At 37.2% G+C, this 17,726-nt stretch carries 11 protein-coding genes; 10 read left to right on the top strand and 1 reads right to left on the bottom strand.

Annotated elements, in window-relative coordinates; all coding sequences use genetic code 11:
- Positions 1-44: 44 nt before the first annotated feature.
- Positions 45-395, bottom strand: coding sequence for a phage holin family protein (locus MUB18_RS04245; RefSeq protein ID WP_248755074.1), 351 nt, complete (start codon positions 393-395; stop codon positions 45-47).
- Positions 396-596: 201 nt separating this feature from the next.
- Here MUB18_RS04245 and MUB18_RS04240 point away from each other — a divergent pair, with 201 nt between their 5' ends.
- From MUB18_RS04240 to MUB18_RS04195, 10 genes are all read left to right on the top strand, one after another.
- On the top strand, positions 597-1,025 hold the full coding sequence (locus MUB18_RS04240; RefSeq protein WP_045754747.1) for a DUF2147 domain-containing protein: 429 nt from the start codon (positions 597-599) through the stop codon (positions 1,023-1,025).
- Between the two features lie 135 nt (positions 1,026-1,160).
- A complete protein-coding gene (locus MUB18_RS04235; protein WP_045754746.1) occupies positions 1,161-2,408 on the top strand; it encodes an ABC transporter permease in 1,248 nt (415 codons plus the stop codon).
- A gap of 116 nt (positions 2,409-2,524) precedes the next feature.
- Positions 2,525-3,715 carry a glycine C-acetyltransferase gene (gene kbl, locus MUB18_RS04230; protein ID WP_094771860.1) on the top strand — a complete coding sequence of 397 codons (1,191 nt, stop codon included), beginning with the start codon at positions 2,525-2,527 and terminating at the stop codon, positions 3,713-3,715.
- Positions 3,716-3,793: 78 nt separating this feature from the next.
- Entirely contained in the window at positions 3,794-5,593 is a 1,800-nt protein-coding gene (gene typA / locus MUB18_RS04225) for a translational GTPase TypA (RefSeq protein ID WP_045754744.1), read from the top strand.
- Positions 5,594-5,971: 378 nt separating this feature from the next.
- On the top strand, positions 5,972-7,576 hold the full coding sequence (locus MUB18_RS04220) for a M20/M25/M40 family metallo-hydrolase (protein ID WP_248755073.1): 1,605 nt from the start codon (positions 5,972-5,974) through the stop codon (positions 7,574-7,576).
- 266 nt (positions 7,577-7,842) lie between these two features.
- Positions 7,843-9,540 (top strand): GMC oxidoreductase, encoded by a 1,698-nt coding sequence (locus MUB18_RS04215; protein ID WP_248755072.1) that lies wholly within the window; start codon positions 7,843-7,845, stop codon positions 9,538-9,540.
- Between the two features lie 127 nt (positions 9,541-9,667).
- Complete coding sequence (uvrA, locus tag MUB18_RS04210) at positions 9,668-12,469, top strand: excinuclease ABC subunit UvrA (RefSeq protein ID WP_248755071.1); 2,802 nt, start codon at positions 9,668-9,670, stop codon at positions 12,467-12,469.
- A 54-nt stretch (positions 12,470-12,523) separates the two neighbouring features.
- Positions 12,524-14,143: an alkaline phosphatase PafA gene (gene pafA, locus MUB18_RS04205; RefSeq protein ID WP_248755070.1), complete on the top strand. Its 1,620-nt coding sequence runs from the start codon at positions 12,524-12,526 to the stop codon at positions 14,141-14,143.
- 206 nt (positions 14,144-14,349) lie between these two features.
- On the top strand, positions 14,350-14,799 hold the full coding sequence (locus MUB18_RS04200; protein ID WP_248755069.1) for an RrF2 family transcriptional regulator: 450 nt from the start codon (positions 14,350-14,352) through the stop codon (positions 14,797-14,799).
- Positions 14,800-14,942: 143 nt separating this feature from the next.
- Positions 14,943-17,726 (top strand): TonB-dependent receptor, encoded by a 2,784-nt coding sequence (locus tag MUB18_RS04195; protein ID WP_248755068.1) that lies wholly within the window; start codon positions 14,943-14,945, stop codon positions 17,724-17,726.

The raw sequence follows: 17,726 nt of genomic DNA, 5'->3' as shown, positions 1-17,726 counted from the left end.
AATCGATTACGATTGGCTTTTTGTATGTTGAAAACATTTAATTTCTAATCAGCTTTACTTGGGAAAATATTTCCAATGATCATTTCAAGTACAGCTACAACAATAGCAAAGAGTGCTGCTGTCCAAAAACCTGACACATCAAATTTGGAACCTAATAGGGAATCGGTTAATAAAATCATAAGAACAGTAATGATAAAAGAAACCAGACCCAAAGTCAACCAATTTAATGGAAAGGTGAACAATCTTAAAATAGAACCAACTGTTGCATTAACAAATCCAATAACAAGACCTGTAATGATAGCCCAAAGAAAGCTAGCAACATGTACTCCCGGTGAAACGTAGGCTGCTATTGCAATCACTACACCTGTAATAAGTAGGCTAATAATGAATTTCATGATAGTTATAATTTTAGTTAATTCCTGACAAATTTATAACAAATGCGGTGCCAAATAAGAAATAATAGGATATCATGATTATTGATTGTAGTTTATAAAAATGTTTTCCTAATATTAGGCTGATCATATTTAATTTCATTATGTTATGCAGGCATAATATATTTTTCGTAAATTCACATAAACAATTATAATATAGACAGTATGAAAAAAATAATTATGATGCTCATGATGGTCTTTACATCAGTAGCAATTTTTGCCCAATCTGATCCTATTATTGGTAAATGGCAAAACCCTAGTGGGGAAGGAAGAATCGAAATCTATAAAAAAGGTGATAAGTATTATGGTAAACTATATTGGTTGAAGGAACCTAATGATGCTCATGGAAATCTCAAAAAGGATGTGAAAAATCCTGAAAAAAGCTTACAAAGTAGACAGATTCAAGGATTGGAAATCTTAACTAATTTTTCGAAAGACGGAAATTCTTTTGTGGATGGTAAAATCTATGATCCAAAATCTGGAAAAACATATAGCTGTAAGATGACACTACAAGGAGCAGATAAGCTCGATATACGTGGTTATGTTGGGGTGAGCTTATTTGGGCGGACAGAAACTTGGAAAAAGATTAATTAATACTTTAGGTAAAAAAGAAAAGCGTCACTTTTTAAGGGCGCTTTTCTTTTTTGAGGTCTTAATTTTTTAAAAACATTGTATAATTAATTTAATAGCAGTAATTTCAGCAATCTAAATACTAACAATACAATTGCTATGGCTGTTAAGATGTCCTATTCAGAGAATATAAAGCTTGCTTTGCAATCTATTGTGAGCAATAAGCTGCGGACATTTTTAACAGCACTCATTATTGCGATCGGTATCACTGCTCTGATTGGCGTGCTTACATCCATAGACGCCATTAAGTCCTCGTTGACAGATTCTTTTTCTTCAATGGGCTCTAACTCCTTCAATATCCGAAACCGTGGTTTAAATGTACGGATCGGTAATAGTGGGGAGCAGTCAAAGGTATACTCTTCCATTACCTATCGTGAAGCTGCCAGTTTTAAAGAGGCATTTAAATTTGATGCGGTTACTTCGATTAGTGTCAATGTTTCTTGGGCTGCAACAGCAAAATATAAATCAGAAAAAACAAATCCTAATATTGGTGTGATCGGTTCAGATGAATCCTACCTAAAAACATCTGGATATAGTGTCGCATTAGGTCGTAATTTCACTAATCGTGAGGTTTATAATGGTAGCTCCGTCGTCATGATTGGTGACGAGATCTATCAAAAATTATTTAAAGGAACAATCAACCCCATCGGAGAATTTATGACGATCGGTGGCGTTCGCTACCAGGTGATCGGGGTATTGAAAAGTAAGGGGTCTAGTGCAGGCATGGGTGCCGATAAAGCCTGTCTTATTCCTTTGCTAAAAGCAAGGACAGTAATGGGTGGGCAGAACCCTTCTTATACCATTACGGTATCGGCCAATGATCCTATTCGGTTGGAAGCTGCTGTCGGAGAGGCGACCATTGCTTTTCGAAATATTAGAGGATTGACAGCCAAACAGGCATCCGATTTTGAGATCACGAAATCAGACGCAGTTGCCCAGATTTTATTGCAAAATATGGTGATTGTAACGATGGGAGCGGTAGTTATTGCATTGATTACATTAATAGGTGCCTCCATTGGTTTGATGAATATTATGTTGGTATCTGTTACTGAGCGCACACGTGAGATCGGTATCCGTAAAGCAATTGGAGCTACACCCTCTGTGATACGAAAACAATTTTTAATCGAAGCGGTCGTCATCTGCCTGATCGGTGGAGCAGCAGGGATTCTGTTGGGTATCGTCATAGGGAATGTCTTGGCATTACAATTAGGGGCTTCTTTTATTGTTCCATGGAACTGGATTATATTAGGTTTTACTGTCTGTATCCTTGTTGGAATGCTCTCAGGTTATTATCCCGCTTCTAAAGCATCAAAATTAGATCCTGTGGAAGCTTTGCGTTATGAATAGTGAAATTTGTGCAAACGGTTTCACATGCTATTGAGGCATTAATAACATAAACTTCATTTATACGTGGAGTAAATACTCTTTTAAAATCTTATTATTGTATAAAATTTTGAATTATTATGTATAAAACTCTTCAACCTGCGTTGCAGAAAGAATTAGCAGCTATCAAAGAAGCTGGTTTGTATAAAGAAGAACGCGTAATTACTACGCCCCAAGGTGCTGATATTAAAGTGAGCACTGGTGAAGATGTCATCAATTTTTGTGCAAATAACTATTTAGGATTATCATCACATCCCAAAGTGACAGAAGCTGCAAAAAGAGCAATTGATTCACATGGCTATGGTATGTCTTCAGTACGTTTCATTTGTGGAACACAGGATATTCACAAAGAGTTGGAGGCAAAAATTTCTCAATTTTTAGGAACAGAAGATACCATTTTATATGCAGCGGCATTTGATGCTAATGGCGGTGTTTTTGAGCCATTATTTGGAGCTGAAGATGCGATTATTTCTGATGAATTGAATCATGCTTCAATCATTGATGGTGTTCGTTTATGTAAAGCACAGCGTTTCCGTTATAAAAATGCAGATATGGCAGATTTGGAAGCGCAATTACAAGCTGCTTCTGGAGCACGTCATCGTATTATTGTGACTGATGGTGCCTTTTCTATGGATGGATCAGTAGCGCCCTTAGATCAAATCTGTGATCTCGCAGATAAGTACGAAGCATTGGTGATGATCGATGAATCACATTGTACTGGTTTTGTTGGCAAAACAGGCCGTGGAACTCATGAATTATACCATGTAATTGATCGCGTTGATATCATTACTGGAACATTGGGTAAAGCATTGGGTGGAGCATCTGGTGGTTTTACTTCTGGTCGTAAAGAAATCATTGATATGTTGCGTCAGCGTTCTCGTCCCTATTTATTTTCTAATACATTAGCACCAGCGATCGCGGGAGCTTCTGTAGCGGTATTGGATATGTTGAGCGAGACGACAGACTTACGTGATAAATTAGAATCAAATACGGTATATTTCCGTGAAAAAATGACAGCAGCAGGTTTTGATATTAAGCCTGGATTCCATCCTATTGTCCCTGTAATGTTGTATGATGCGAAATTGGCTCAAGAATTTGCAACAAGAATGCTGGCTGAAGGAATTTATGTAATTGGTTTCTATTATCCAGTGGTTCCACAAGGAAAAGCGCGCATTCGTGTCCAAATTTCAGCAGGTCATGAGCTTAGTCATTTGGATAAAGCAATAGCTGCATTCACGAAAGTTGGAAAAGATTTAGGTGTAATCAAATAAAATACACATAGTTATATGAATTTATGGTGCAAAATACTTATCTTTGCACCCTGAATTTAAAACAAATTTACTTGCTGGATGCAAAATATTAGAAATATAGCGATTATCGCTCACGTCGATCACGGTAAAACTACGTTGGTAGACAAAATCTTACACTTCACAAATCTTTTTAGAGATAATGATGGTACAGGTGATTTAATTCTAGATAACAATGATCTAGAGCGTGAACGCGGTATTACAATCGTTGCTAAAAACGTTTCTGTTCAATACAAAGGTGTAAAAATCAACGTTATTGACACTCCTGGTCACGCCGATTTCGGTGGTGAGGTTGAGCGTGTCTTGAAAATGGCTGATGGTGTTGTGTTATTAGTAGATGCTTTTGAAGGTCCTATGCCTCAAACACGTTTCGTTACACAAAAAGCTTTAGCATTGGGTTTGAAGCCTTTAGTTGTTGTCAATAAAGTTGATAAAGAAAACTGTCGTCCTGAAGAAGTATATGAGAATGTATTTGATTTATTCTTTAGCTTAGATGCTACTGAAGAGCAATTGGCATTTCCAGTATTATACGGTTCTTCTAAAAATGGTTGGATGTCAACAGATTGGAAAGAGCCAAAAGAAGATGTATCTGAATTATTAGATGCAATCATCTCTCACTTCCCACCATCTCCTTTTTATGAAGGAACGTTACAAATGCAAATCACATCGTTAGATTACTCTACTTTCGTAGGTCGTATTGCTATTGGTCGTGTTGCACGTGGAACAATCAAAGAAAATCAACCTATTTCACTGATGAAACGCGATGGTAAAATCGTAAAATCTCGTGTGAAAGAGTTACATACATTTGAAGGATTAGGTCGTCGTCGTGTTACTGAAGTTGCTTGTGGTGATATCTGTGCTGTAGTTGGTATCGAAGGTTTTGATATCGGTGATACAATTGCTGATTTTGAAAACCCAGAGCAATTAGAGGTTATCCATATCGATGAGCCTACGATGAACATGTTGTTCACGATTAATAACTCTCCTTTCTTTGGTAAAGAAGGTAAATTAGTTACTTCTCGTCACATCCATGATCGTTTACAAAAAGAATTAGAGAAAAACTTAGCGTTACGCGTAGTTCCTACTGATTCTCCTGATGCTTGGTTAGTATATGGACGTGGTATTCTCCATTTATCTGTATTGATCGAAACAATGCGTCGCGAAGGTTATGAATTGCAAGTAGGTCAACCTCAAGTTATCTTGAAAGAAATTGACGGTAAGAAATGTGAGCCAATTGAAGTATTGGTCGTTGATGTTCCTGCTGAAGTTTCTGGTAAAGTAATTGAATTGGTAACACAACGTAAAGGTGAGTTATTGATTATGGAGACTAAAGGTGAAATGCAACACTTAGAGTTCGAGATCCCTTCTCGTGGTATCATCGGTTTACGTAACAACGTATTGACTGCTACTGCTGGTGAAGCTGTTATGGCGCACCGTTTGAAAGGTTACGAGCCTTGGAAAGGCACAATCCCTGGACGTCAACATGGTGTATTGATCTCTTTAGATAAAGGTACTACAACTGCTTACTCGATCGATAAATTGCAAGATCGTGGTAAATTCTTCGTTGATCCAGGAGTGGATATCTATGAAGGACAAATCTTAGGAGAGCATATCCGTGATAACGATTTAACAATCAATATCGTTAAAGCGAAACAATTGACTAACATGCGTGCATCTGGTACAGATGATAACACTCGTATTGCACCAGCGATCAAATTCTCTTTAGAAGAATCAATGGAGTATATCCAAGGTGACGAGTATATCGAGGTTACTCCTCAATCTATCCGTTTACGTAAGATTTACTTAACTGAAGGTGAACGTAAAGTGAACAAAAAATTCTAATAACATATTAGAATCTAAATATTAGGAAGCCTCCGATTTATCGGAGGCTTTTTTTGTGCATTTTTTTTGCAATTCCTCAGTCTGCTTATGCATTTATCATGATGGGGGCAAGTATAATGGTAGTTTTTTAGCAATAAATTAATTAGCCTATTTTCACCAATTATAGTGCAAAGATGATCTTTTATGATCATCTTTTTTTATCCATAAAATATGGAGATCATGCTAAATCCGTTTCATCGTTGTTTCAACATCTTGGAAAATTGATGTATTGGGTATGGTTAATGCTTTTGTAATAATATGAATGCAAACTAGCTATTGTCAATATAAATTTCGATTTTTATTAAACCGTATTAAATAAAACCTACACAATAAATTTTTATGAAAAGAAGTAATTTCACATATATTTTATCAAAAAGAGTCTTAGGTTGTGCCTTAGTTTTAAGCTTTGTACTGGTGGAAAATGGATTTTCCCAAGGCCGTTTTCAACAAGATAAGCAGGTGTTAGAGCCTATTGTACAAAAAATTGTTACCGAAGCCAATGATCATTCGCAATTAGAATCACTTGCTTTTGAACTGTTGGATGTGGTGGGGCCGCGATTAGTGGGTACACCTGGTATGACCCGTGCTAATGAATGGGCATTGGCAAAATTTGAAAGCTGGGGTATCTCCGCTAAGAATCAAAAGTTTGGAGAATGGAGGGGATGGGAACGAGGTATTTCGCACATTGATATGGTAACTCCAAGAGTGAAGTCACTAGCAGGGACACAGTTAGCGTGGAGCCCTAGTACAAAGGGTAAAACGGTACAAGGGGAAGTAATTGCTATACCAGATGTCAAGGATTCTATCTCATTTCGAAATTGGTTGCCTGCTGTTAAGGGAAAGTTTGTGATGATTTCAATGCCCCAACCTACTGGTCGTCCAGATCATAATTGGGCTGAGTTTGGCACAAAGGAATCTATTGAAAAGATGAACAGATCTCGAGATTCTTTAACTGTAGTGTGGAACAATCGTATTCAAGCTTCTGGTGTATCATCTAATACTATTCCTTCCCTATTAGAAGAGGCAGGGGCAGCAGGAATACTGACCAGCAATTGGTCAAAAGAATTTGGTGCTAACAAAATATTTGGTGCCAGATCCTATAAAGTTCCTTCTTTGGATATCTCATTAGAAGATTATGGCATGTTATACCGTCTTGCTGAAAAGGGAATTAAACCCAAGATCAGTGTTGAAACAGCTTCAAAAGATTTGGGCAATGTGCCCTCCTTTAATACCATTGCTGAAATTAAAGGAACTGAGTTTCCAAATGAATATGTAATCCTTTCTGCGCATCTTGATTCTTGGGAGGGTGGCTCTGGTGCTACAGATAATGGAACTGGAACTATTGCTATGATGGAAGTGGCGCGTATTTTAAAAAAAATCTTACCTAATCCCAAGCGAACTATTTTAATTGGTTTATGGGGAAGTGAAGAACAAGGATTGAATGGTTCTCGTTCATTTGTATTGGACAATCCTGAAATCGTAGAAAATACGCAGGCAGTTTTCAATCTGGATAATGGTACCGGTCGTGTAGAGCGAATCAACGGCTCTGGTTTTGTGCACGCCTATGACTTTATGTCGCGTTGGATGGCAGCTGTACCAAACGCGGTTACCAAAGATATTAAAACTGAATTTCCTGGATCTCCAGGCGGAGGCGGATCTGATCACTCTTCATTTGTCGCTGCAGGAGTTCCTGCATTTATGTTGAGCTCTTTATCTTGGGGTTATTTCAGTAATACTTGGCATACCAATTTGGATACCTATGATAAATTAGTATTTGATGATCTGAAGTATAATGTTATTCTGACTGCTGTGATGACTTATAAAGCTTCAGAAGAGCCTCAATTAGTCAATCGTGAACAACGTGTGCTTCCTGTAGGACGTGACGGCAAACCGGGTGTATGGCCGCCTATTAGGCAACCAAGGAGAACTGGAGTTGGGTATTAGGTAATGCGAAATATTTGGACCATATTAAATAAAAAAAAATTAAAACCTCTGATTTAAAGTTTTTATAATATTACATTACAGAGCATGATCATACGATCTTCTCTTGAAATATAAACGGCGCATTACTTACAAGTTTTTATTGCGACAGAATTTTTTATAGATTATACTGATTTACAGATTTATATTTATTCATTAGATTTGGATTTGTTTAGGATATAGTGTAGAGATTATATACCTTTAAAATCAACCACAACCTAAATTTATAAATGAAAAAAAATAATTATTTTGATGCTATTGTAATTGGCTCTGGAATTTCTGGAGGATGGGCTGCAAAGGAATTCTGTGAAAAAGGGTTAAAAACATTAGTGTTGGAACGGGGGAGAGACGTCAAACATATTAAAGATTACCCTACCGCTTATATGGATCCTTGGCAATTAGAGCATACCAATCAATTGCCGTTAAAAGAAAGAGAAAAAAATCCAATCGCTTCAAAATGTTATGCTTACAAAGAAGATGCGAAGCATTTTTTCACTTCTGATGATGAACAGCCTTACATTCAGGAGAAGCCTTTTGATTGGATAAGAGGTTATCAAGTAGGTGGTAAATCGTTAACTTGGGCCAAGCAAACACAAAGATGGTCGGCATATGATTTTGAAGGTCCAGCGAGGGATGGTTTTGCTGTCGATTGGCCTATTCGCTATGCCGATATAGCACCTTGGTATAGTTATGTGGAGAAATTTGTCGGAATTTCAGGTAATTTAGATGGAATTGATGCGATGCCAGACGGTGATTTTTTGCCAGCATGGGAGATGAATCAAGTGGAATTAGAGATTCAGCGAAACATCCAAAATAAATATTCTGACCGTTACGTCATTGCCGGAAGATGTGCCCATCTCACCAAACCAAAACAGATACATATCGATCAAGGTCGAACATCATGTCAAGCTCGAAATCTCTGTCAGCGAGGTTGTCCTTTTGGTGGATATTTTAGTTCTAATGCATCAACCTTACCTTGGGCTCAGAAAACAGGTAATCTTACTCTAAGACCCCATTCTGTTGTTGATTCTGTAATTTATGATGATCAGTTAGGGAAAGCAGTGGGAGTTCGCGTCATCGATTCCGAAACCAATAAAAGTCTAGAATTTTATGCTAAAGTAATCTTTGTAAATGCTTCTACGATAGCAACAAACCAAATTTTGTTGAACTCTACTTCGAAAAGATTTCCTCAGGGAATTGGTAATGATAGTGGTATTTTGGGTAAATATATTGCTTTCCACAACTATTTAGGATCACTTAGTGCTACTTTTGAAGGTTTTGAGGACAGCTATTATTATGGAAGAAGACCAACACAACCGATCATACCTAATTTTAGAAATGTTGCAAGACAGGAGATGGATTTTTTACGAGGATATGCTTCATTTTTCGGTGCGCATCGAGGTCGATCCTCTGCCGTTGAATTAGAAGATCAAGTGGGAGGAGCTTTTAAAGATGAGTTATGCACTTTGGGAGGATGGAAAATTGGTATGATGATGCAGGGCGAGACTATTCCACAAGAAAAAAACCATATCCGATTAAGTCTTGATAAAAAAGATAAATATGGCATCCCACAGGTTATTACGGCAATAGCATATGCTGAAAATGATTTTAAATCCCGGGATGATTTCTTTCAACAGGGAGCAGAAATGTTAGAGGCTTGCGGAGCAAAAGATATCTTGACTCATGACAGTGGCCAGAACCCTGGGCTGGATATCCATGAAATGGGAGGAGCGAGGATGGGTTTGAATCCTAAAACCTCCATTTTAAATAAATGGAACCAAATGCATCAATGTCCTAATGTTTTTGTGACCGACGGAGCCTCTATGGTGTCGACAGGTACCCAAAATCCATCATTGACTTACATGGCATTAACTGCAAGAGCAGTCAATTATGCGGTTGAACAAATGAAAAAAGGAATTATCAAATAACTTTTTTATTAAGAATTTGTAAAATATTGGGCTTTTCTTAGTCCATATTATTAATAAGGATTTTTAAATCCTTATTTTTGTTTTTATCTGTATGTCAGATTGAAACAAATTAGATTGGAATTTATAAATGGCGAAGACACAGGATAATAGTCCGAAAAATTATATTCAAATAAAAGGGGCAAAAGTCAATAATTTAAAGAATATTGATGTCGATATCCCCAAAAATAAGCTGGTTGTTATAACAGGTATGTCAGGCTCGGGAAAATCTTCTTTAGCTTTTGATACTTTGTATGCAGAGGGACAGCGTCGTTATGTCGAGAGTCTATCGTCTTATGCCCGCCAGTTTATGGGAAGGATGAACAAACCTGAAGTAGACTACATCAAAGGTATTGCTCCAGCGATTGCAATCGAACAACGGGTGATTACCAGCAATCCACGTTCTACCGTCGGTACCTCGACAGAAATCTACGATTATCTGAAACTATTATATGCACGTATCGGGAAGACCTATTCTCCCGTATCCGGACAACTCGTGACAAAAGATACGGTTTCGAGTATTGTTGATTTTGCTACTTCTTTAGAAGAAGGAACTTCCATTACGATTTATGCACCTTTAATACCGACCAATGATCGGAAATTGAAAGAAGAGCTCTCTTTATTATTGCAAAAGGGTTTTGTGAGGATCAAGTATCAAGGTGAATTGCAGAAAATAGAGAGTATTATCGACAATAAGAAGGTCGAAAATAAAAGTATTAAAGAAGGAGAGATCGAGATTGTTACAGACCGTGTTCGCATCGAATCGGATGATGATACGTTAAACCGCCTTTCAGATTCCATTCAGACGGCTTTATTTGAAGGAAAAGGAAATTGTTCAATTGATGTCGAAGGTGAATTGCATCATTTCTCCGATCGCTTTGAATTGGATGGTATTTTATTTGAAGAACCAACCGCCAATTTCTTTAGTTTCAATAACCCATATGGGGCCTGTCGTCGTTGTGAAGGTTACGGTAAGGTTATTGGTATTGATCCAGATCTCGTTATCCCTGATAAAAGCCGATCCGTATACGATGGTGCAATCGCACCTTGGAGAGGTGAGAAGATGGGAGAATGGCTGCAAGCATTGATCAAAGTTTCTTTAAAATTTGACTTCCCAATACATCGTTCCTATTCCGATCTAACAGCAGCACAAAAGAAAATTCTTTGGACAGGAAATAAATATTTTGCGGGTTTAAATCAATTTTTCAAGGAACTCGAAGAGCAGACTTATAAGATTCAATATCGCGTCATGTTATCACGGTATCGTGGTAAAACAGATTGTCCCGAGTGCCATGGTTCACGTCTCCGTCATGATGCTACTTATGTTAAAGTTGGCGATCAGTCCATCACGGATATCGTTTTGATGCCTTTGGATAAAGCTTTGGAATTCTTTCAAAAATTAGAACTTAAAGGAAATGACCTTTTGATTGCGAAACGCTTGTTGTCAGAAATTGAAAGTAGGTTGCAGTTTTTATGTGATGTTGGTTTAAGTTATCTGACGCTCAACCGTCTTTCTAATTCGCTTTCCGGAGGTGAATCTCAACGGATCAACTTAGCCACTTCATTAGGGAGTTCATTAGTCGGCTCGATCTACGTATTGGATGAGCCAAGTATTGGTTTACATCCACGCGACACACAAAGGCTTATCGGGGTATTGAAATCACTACGTGATATTGGAAATACCGTTATTGTAGTGGAGCATGAGCAAGAAATGATGGAAGCAGCCGATTATTTGATTGATATCGGTCCGGAAGCGGGAGTGAATGGTGGAGAATTGGTTTTTGCGGGGCACTATAATGAGATCCTTAAAGATAAAAGAAGTTTAACCGGAAAGTATCTCAGTGGTCAGGAAAACATCACTATTCCTACCAAAAGACGGTCTTGGAATAATTCCATTACCGTTAAAGGTGCACATGAAAATAATCTACAAGGCATCGATGTTACTTTTCCTTTGAACAATTTTACTGTTGTTACTGGTGTTTCAGGTTCTGGAAAAACATCTTTAGTAAAAAGAATCTTATATCCGGCTTTACAGAAAGCGATCGGAAACTATTCTGGTGAGCAAACAGGTGTCTATGATGGTATTGAAGGTGATATCGAGCAGGTAGAACAAATAGAAATGGTCGATCAAAATCCGATCGGTCGTTCCTCTAGATCCAACCCGGTTACGTACGTGAAGGCATGGGATGAGGTCAGAGCCCTATATTCAAATTTACCAGCTGCCAAAGCCGAAGGTCTGAAACCTGCTGCATTTTCATTTAACGTAGAAGGTGGTCGTTGTGATGTATGTCAAGGTGAAGGCGAGGTGAAGATCGAGATGCAGTTTATGGCAGACATTGTATTGCCATGTGAGGCTTGTGATGGAAAACGTTTTAAACAGCATGTACTTGATGTTCAATATAAAAGTAAATCTGTCTCGGACATTTTAGCATTAAGTGTCGATGAGGCTATTGTATTCTTCTCCGATCAACCTAAGATCTTATCCAAACTACAACCTCTACAAGATGTTGGTCTTGGCTATGTAAAATTGGGACAATCTTCCAGTACGTTATCTGGAGGTGAGGCACAGCGGATCAAATTAGCGTCGTTTTTGATTAAAGGAAACAACAGCAAGAAAACACTCTTCATATTTGATGAACCGACAACAGGTCTTCATTTTCATGATATCAAAAAACTATTGAAATCGTTTGAGGCATTGATTAATTTGGGGAATAGTATTTTGGTTATCGAACATAATATGGATATGATTAAATCCGCAGATTGGGTTATTGATATCGGTCCAGAAGGTGGTGATAAAGGAGGAAAATTAGTTTTTGCAGGACTACCAGAAGACTTGGTCAAATGTAAAGATTCTTATACAGGGCAATATTTGCAAACGCATTTAACGAATTAATTTTACATTTATAGCCTAAACAAAATAAAAGACATGATTAAAAAAATGTTAATAATGATGTGCGTAGGGTTGAGTAGTTTGACAACCTTTGCACAGTCGCCAGAACGTCCAAAATTAGTCGTTGGTCTTATGGTTGACCAAATGCGTTGGGATTATTTGTACCGATTTGCTGAACGTTATGGTGAAGGTGGTTTCAAAAGACTGTTGAATGAAGGATTTTCTTGTGAGAACACATTGATTAACTATATCCCTACTTATACCGCAATTGGGCATAGCTCGGTCTACACGGGATCGGTACCCGCGATTCACGGTATTGCTGGTAATGATTGGATTATGGAGCAGACGGGCAAACCAATGTATTGTACGCAAGATGACAATGTCATCGGTGTGGGGACTACGGAATCCGAAGGAAAACAATCGCCTCGTAATCTTCTTGCTTCTACCATCACAGATCAACTGAAATTAGCAACCAATTTTCAATCTAAAGTGATTGGTATTGCGATCAAAGATCGTGGAGGTATCTTGCCCGCAGGTCATTTTGCTGACGCTGCTTATTGGTTTGAGTCCAAATCTGGTAATTGGATTACCAGTAATTTTTACATGGACAAATTGCCAAATTGGGTAGCAGATTTTAATAAGAAAAAATTGGCTGAAAAATATTTAAAACAGGATTGGAAACCTTCTTATCCGTTATCAACCTATACGTCAAGTATTTCCGATGATAATATTTATGAAGGAAAATTTGCTGGTGAAGCGAGTCCAACATTACCACGGGCGACATCCAAGTTGATGGAGACTGAAGGTTATGAATTGATCAAAACAACACCTATGGGCAATACATTGACTTTAGATTTAGCCAAAGCAGCGATTGAACATGAAAAACTGGGTAATAATCCTACCAAGAACACAGATTTTTTGTGTGTCAGTTTATCTGCAACTGATTACGTGGGACACCGCTATTCGCTTTCTTCTGTCGAGATTGAGGATATTTATTTAAAACTGGATGATGAGTTGGCTGATCTTTTCAATTATTTGGATAAGACAGTGGGTGCCGGCAATTATACATTCTTTCTAACGGCGGATCATGCTGCATCTTATAATTCGCGTTATTTTATGGATATGAAGGGAAATGGTGGATATTTCCCAAGCAGACAGATTATTACGGCATTGAATGAAAATCTGAAAGCTAAATTTGGTCAAGAAAAATTGGTTAAAAGTTTAATGAATTACCAAGTTCATTTGGACAATGAAAAAATTGAAACTTTAAAACTTGATGAAGAAGCGATCAAAACGGATATCATCAAGTATTTGAAAAAACAAGATGGTGTTGCATTTGTATTTGATATGTCAAAAGGAGATGCGTTGCAGGCACCAATGGCTATTCGTGAAAAAGCTATAAATGGATACAATATAAAACGTAGTGGTGTTATTCAGATTGTGGTAGAACCGCAATGGTATGACGGTACACCTCGTTCTACAGGTACAACACATGGTACTTGGTCGAGTTTTGATTCTCATATACCACTGGTATTTATGGGATGGGGGATCAAGCATGGGGTGTCTAATAAAGCAGTTAACGTAACTGATATTGCACCTACACTCGCGGCATTATTGCATGTCATGGAGCCTAATGGTAGTATTGGTACACCTATTGTAGAAGTGCTAGGGCAGTAGTACTGCTTCTAGTGCTATATGGTAAATAGCATTTATTAAAGTTCTGCTACACGATATTTATTAATAGCAAACCGTGTCTGATAATTGAAAAACAATCATCAGACACCGATAAAAAACACTCAAACGAATAAATTTGTTCTATTTGCAATTAAAATTGCAAATAGAACAAATTTATCTAAGTTTGTAGATAAATTTGATTTAAGAGTATGCTTTCTAAAAAGACAAAATATGCAATTAAAGCCTTAATGGTTTTAGGTAGGAACTACGGAAAAGATCCGATGCAGATCGTAAAAATTGCGGAGGAAGAAAATATTCCGAAGAAATTTTTAGAACAGATATTGTTAGAAATGCGTAATGCAGGAATTTTATATAGCAAGAAAGGCGCAGGCGGTGGATACAGTCTGAATAAAGCACCTGAAGATGTTTATCTATCACAGGTGATGCGGTTGATTGATGGCCCTATTGCTTTATTACCTTGTGTGAGTCTTAATTTTTACCGTTCGTGTGATGAATGTACTACAGAACATGCTTGTGGTATACGGGATACTTTTGTCGAAGTCCGTAATGCGATGCTACAAATACTAAACGATACGAGTGTTGCGAGTTTAATTAATAAAGAAAAACAATTAAACTTAGACATAACAGAAGAGCACTAGTTAAATTAAACATATGATAAAAAAGGTCGAATTAGTCAACTAATTCGACCTTTTTTATTTTTAACGAAAATTTAACAAAAATCATACGATTAAATCGTATTTAAACTATATCTTTAGTTTTTAATAATTATAAACCAAACCTAATGGCCAAACTCTATTGGAGCATAGTACTGCTGTGCTCATTTATGATGACCAATTCAGCGCAAGCACAAACAAAAATATCGGGAGAGATTGTTGATTCGAAGGATGGGGGAAAACTCGGAAAAGCTGCTGTTGTGTTATTAAATGCTAAGGACTCTGTACTAGTAAAGTTTGTGAGAACAAAAGAAAACGGAGATTTTAGCTTTCCAAAAATAGATACTGGATCGTATCGATTTATTGTATCTTTTCCTCAATATGTTGATTTTGTAAAGGACATTAAGGTAGGTCAAGAGACTATTGATTTTGGACCTATTAAATTGTCAAAAGCAGCTTTACTGTTAGAAGAAGCACAAGTAACTGGTCGAATTCCTGTTGTTATTAAAGGAGATACAGTAGAATATGATGCCGGTAGCTTCAAAGTAGAGAAGGATGCAAAAGTGGAAGATCTTTTAAAGGTTCTGCCAGGTATGACCATTGACGCGAATGGAAAAATCACGGCCAATGGAAAAGAAGTGAAAAAAGTTTTATTGGATGGCGAAGAGTTTTTTGGTGATGATCCAACACTCATCACCAAAAATATCCGGTCGGATATGGTCAGTAAAGTGCAGGTATACGAAAAGAAATCAGATTTAGCAGACCGTACAGGTGTCGATGATGGTGAACGGACACAGACTATTGATATCAAACTAAAGGCTGATAGCAAAAAGGGAATGTTTGGACAGGCTACCGCAGGGGGTGGTACCGATAATTATTATGGTGGAAAAGTGATGGCCAATAGATTTAGTGGTAATCAAAAGATTGCTGTATTTGGTATTTCAGCCAATGACGGTATGGTGGGGTTGGGCTTTGAAGATGGTCAGAAATATGGTGTAGGTGGATCTGGTAATGTCGAGATGATGGATGGCGGAGGTATTATGATATCGGGAGGCGATGGTTCAGATGGTGGATTTGATGGTAATTATTACGGAGGTGGAGTACCAAAAGCACTTAATTTTGGAGCTAGTTATTCCGATAAAACAGCCAATGATAAGCATAAGATCAATGTTAACTACAAACGCAATCAACTTAATGTCACGAATACGAGTACTTACCTTGCACAGAATAATCTTCCTGATCAAGCACGTATTGACAATTCCAAAACAAATTCTGATAATGAGAGCCGGGTAAATGCTGCTAATCTGCGCTATGATTATAAATTAGATTCCTTGACCGACATGACTGTGAAGATGGGGTTTAATAAATCACAACGCGATAATTTTTCTGAGACATTTGGTGGACAGCAGACGATAGAGGGGGATACAATCACTCAAACGAACGCTCGAAATAGAGTAAAAAGCGATCAAGAGAGATTCAATATAGATCTTTTGCTCACCCGTCGTTTTAAAAAAGAAAGAAGATCGTTGACTGTAGCTCTAAATACAAATACTAATCAAAGCGATGGTAAAACAAATTATTTTTCAGGAACCTATTTTAAGGTGAAAGATAGTACGGCTACAATTGATCAATTTAAGCGTGATAAAAATAAAAATACCAACTTTGGGGCATCGATGACGTTTACCGAACCTTTGTCTAAAAGGTTAACTGCTTCTCTCGGATATTCATTCCTTAACAATACATCAGAAACCTTAAATCAATCTTTTGATCAAGACCCCGTCACTGGTGAATATACGGTATTAGATGATCGCATCCTTAATGATTTTGATTTTACGAGTATAAAAAATGGATTGAATACTTCTCTTAATTATAAGGATAGTAAGCTGACCGTTAATTTGAGTAATCAATTGGATTATGAGGATGTGAAGCGAGCATATAATAATTTGGGGACCACACTTCAACGTAATCAAACGTCTATTCGACCAAGTTTTTCTGGAAATTATAAAATAACCAAAAGCAAAAGCATTTATTTTAGGTATTCGGGTAGAACGGTACAACCCTCACTTACGCAGATTGAGCCATTAAAACAAAACTCACAGCAATTGGTACAGTATTTAGATAATTTTGATTTAAAAGCCGGCTTTAATAATAATTACTCTTTAGAATTTAATTCTTATAAGCAGCTTAAAGATCAAAGTATCTATGTGTATTTAAATGGTTCACAAGGGATCGACAATATATCGAGTCGGGTGACCTATTATGCAGATGGTAGGCAGGATATCAAATATGTTAATGTTGATAAGGCGAGCTGGAATATATACGGGGGTACAGGATATCGATTTGTCCTGCATAAAAAATGGGGATTAAATTTGAATCTTGGGGCTAACATTGATTATTATAGTCAGTACAGCTATTTATCAATCGGTAGAACAGAGCCTCAGCTAAATCAAAATGAAAGTTTGAATCTCTCTCCTAGCATAGGGCTTAATCGTTCTAAAGCTAATAAAATGGATTTTTATATATCAATTAGTCCAGGGGTTGAAAATCTAAGCTCTTCTTTACAGCCGGAATTAAGTAGAACATCTTTCAAAATGAATACGTTTGGTAGAGCAACATATTATCTACCAAAGGATTTTAAAATATCATTGGAGGGGCGTCAAAATTATAAGAGCGCAACCCAAACCTTGGAATCGATCAATATTGTCAATATGAATGGTTATATATCTAAAAAGTTCTTTAAAGATAAATCATTAGAAGCACAACTTTTTGTCAACGATATCTTAAATAAGAATAGTGGTATCAATCGGTATCAAAGTGGGACATCCTTTATTCAGTCCAGCAATGAAGTGTTGCATCGCTATGGCATGTTGAAAGTGATTTATAATTTTACAACTATGAAAGGAGGAAAATAA

This window comes from Sphingobacterium sp. PCS056 (assembly GCF_023273895.1).
Classification (GTDB): domain Bacteria; phylum Bacteroidota; class Bacteroidia; order Sphingobacteriales; family Sphingobacteriaceae; genus Sphingobacterium.
The sequence above is the reverse complement of the archived record's forward strand: the minus strand, read 5'-3'. Positions and strand labels throughout refer to the sequence as shown.

Coding starts and splice junctions, on each gene's coding strand:
- MUB18_RS04235 (WP_045754746.1), top strand. CDS start 1,161: ATGGCTGTTAAGATGTCCTATTCAGAGAATATAAAGCTTGCTTTGCAA.
- MUB18_RS04195 (WP_248755068.1), top strand. CDS start 14,943: ATGGCCAAACTCTATTGGAGCATAGTACTGCTGTGCTCATTTATGATG.
- MUB18_RS04240 (WP_045754747.1), top strand. CDS start 597: ATGAAAAAAATAATTATGATGCTCATGATGGTCTTTACATCAGTAGCA.
- kbl (WP_094771860.1), top strand. CDS start 2,525: ATGTATAAAACTCTTCAACCTGCGTTGCAGAAAGAATTAGCAGCTATC.
- pafA (WP_248755070.1), top strand. CDS start 12,524: ATGATGTGCGTAGGGTTGAGTAGTTTGACAACCTTTGCACAGTCGCCA.
- MUB18_RS04245 (WP_248755074.1), bottom strand. CDS start 395: ATGAAATTCATTATTAGCCTACTTATTACAGGTGTAGTGATTGCAATA.
- MUB18_RS04215 (WP_248755072.1), top strand. CDS start 7,843: ATGAAAAAAAATAATTATTTTGATGCTATTGTAATTGGCTCTGGAATT.
- uvrA (WP_248755071.1), top strand. CDS start 9,668: ATGGCGAAGACACAGGATAATAGTCCGAAAAATTATATTCAAATAAAA.
- MUB18_RS04200 (WP_248755069.1), top strand. CDS start 14,350: ATGCTTTCTAAAAAGACAAAATATGCAATTAAAGCCTTAATGGTTTTA.
- MUB18_RS04220 (WP_248755073.1), top strand. CDS start 5,972: ATGAAAAGAAGTAATTTCACATATATTTTATCAAAAAGAGTCTTAGGT.
- typA (WP_045754744.1), top strand. CDS start 3,794: ATGCAAAATATTAGAAATATAGCGATTATCGCTCACGTCGATCACGGT.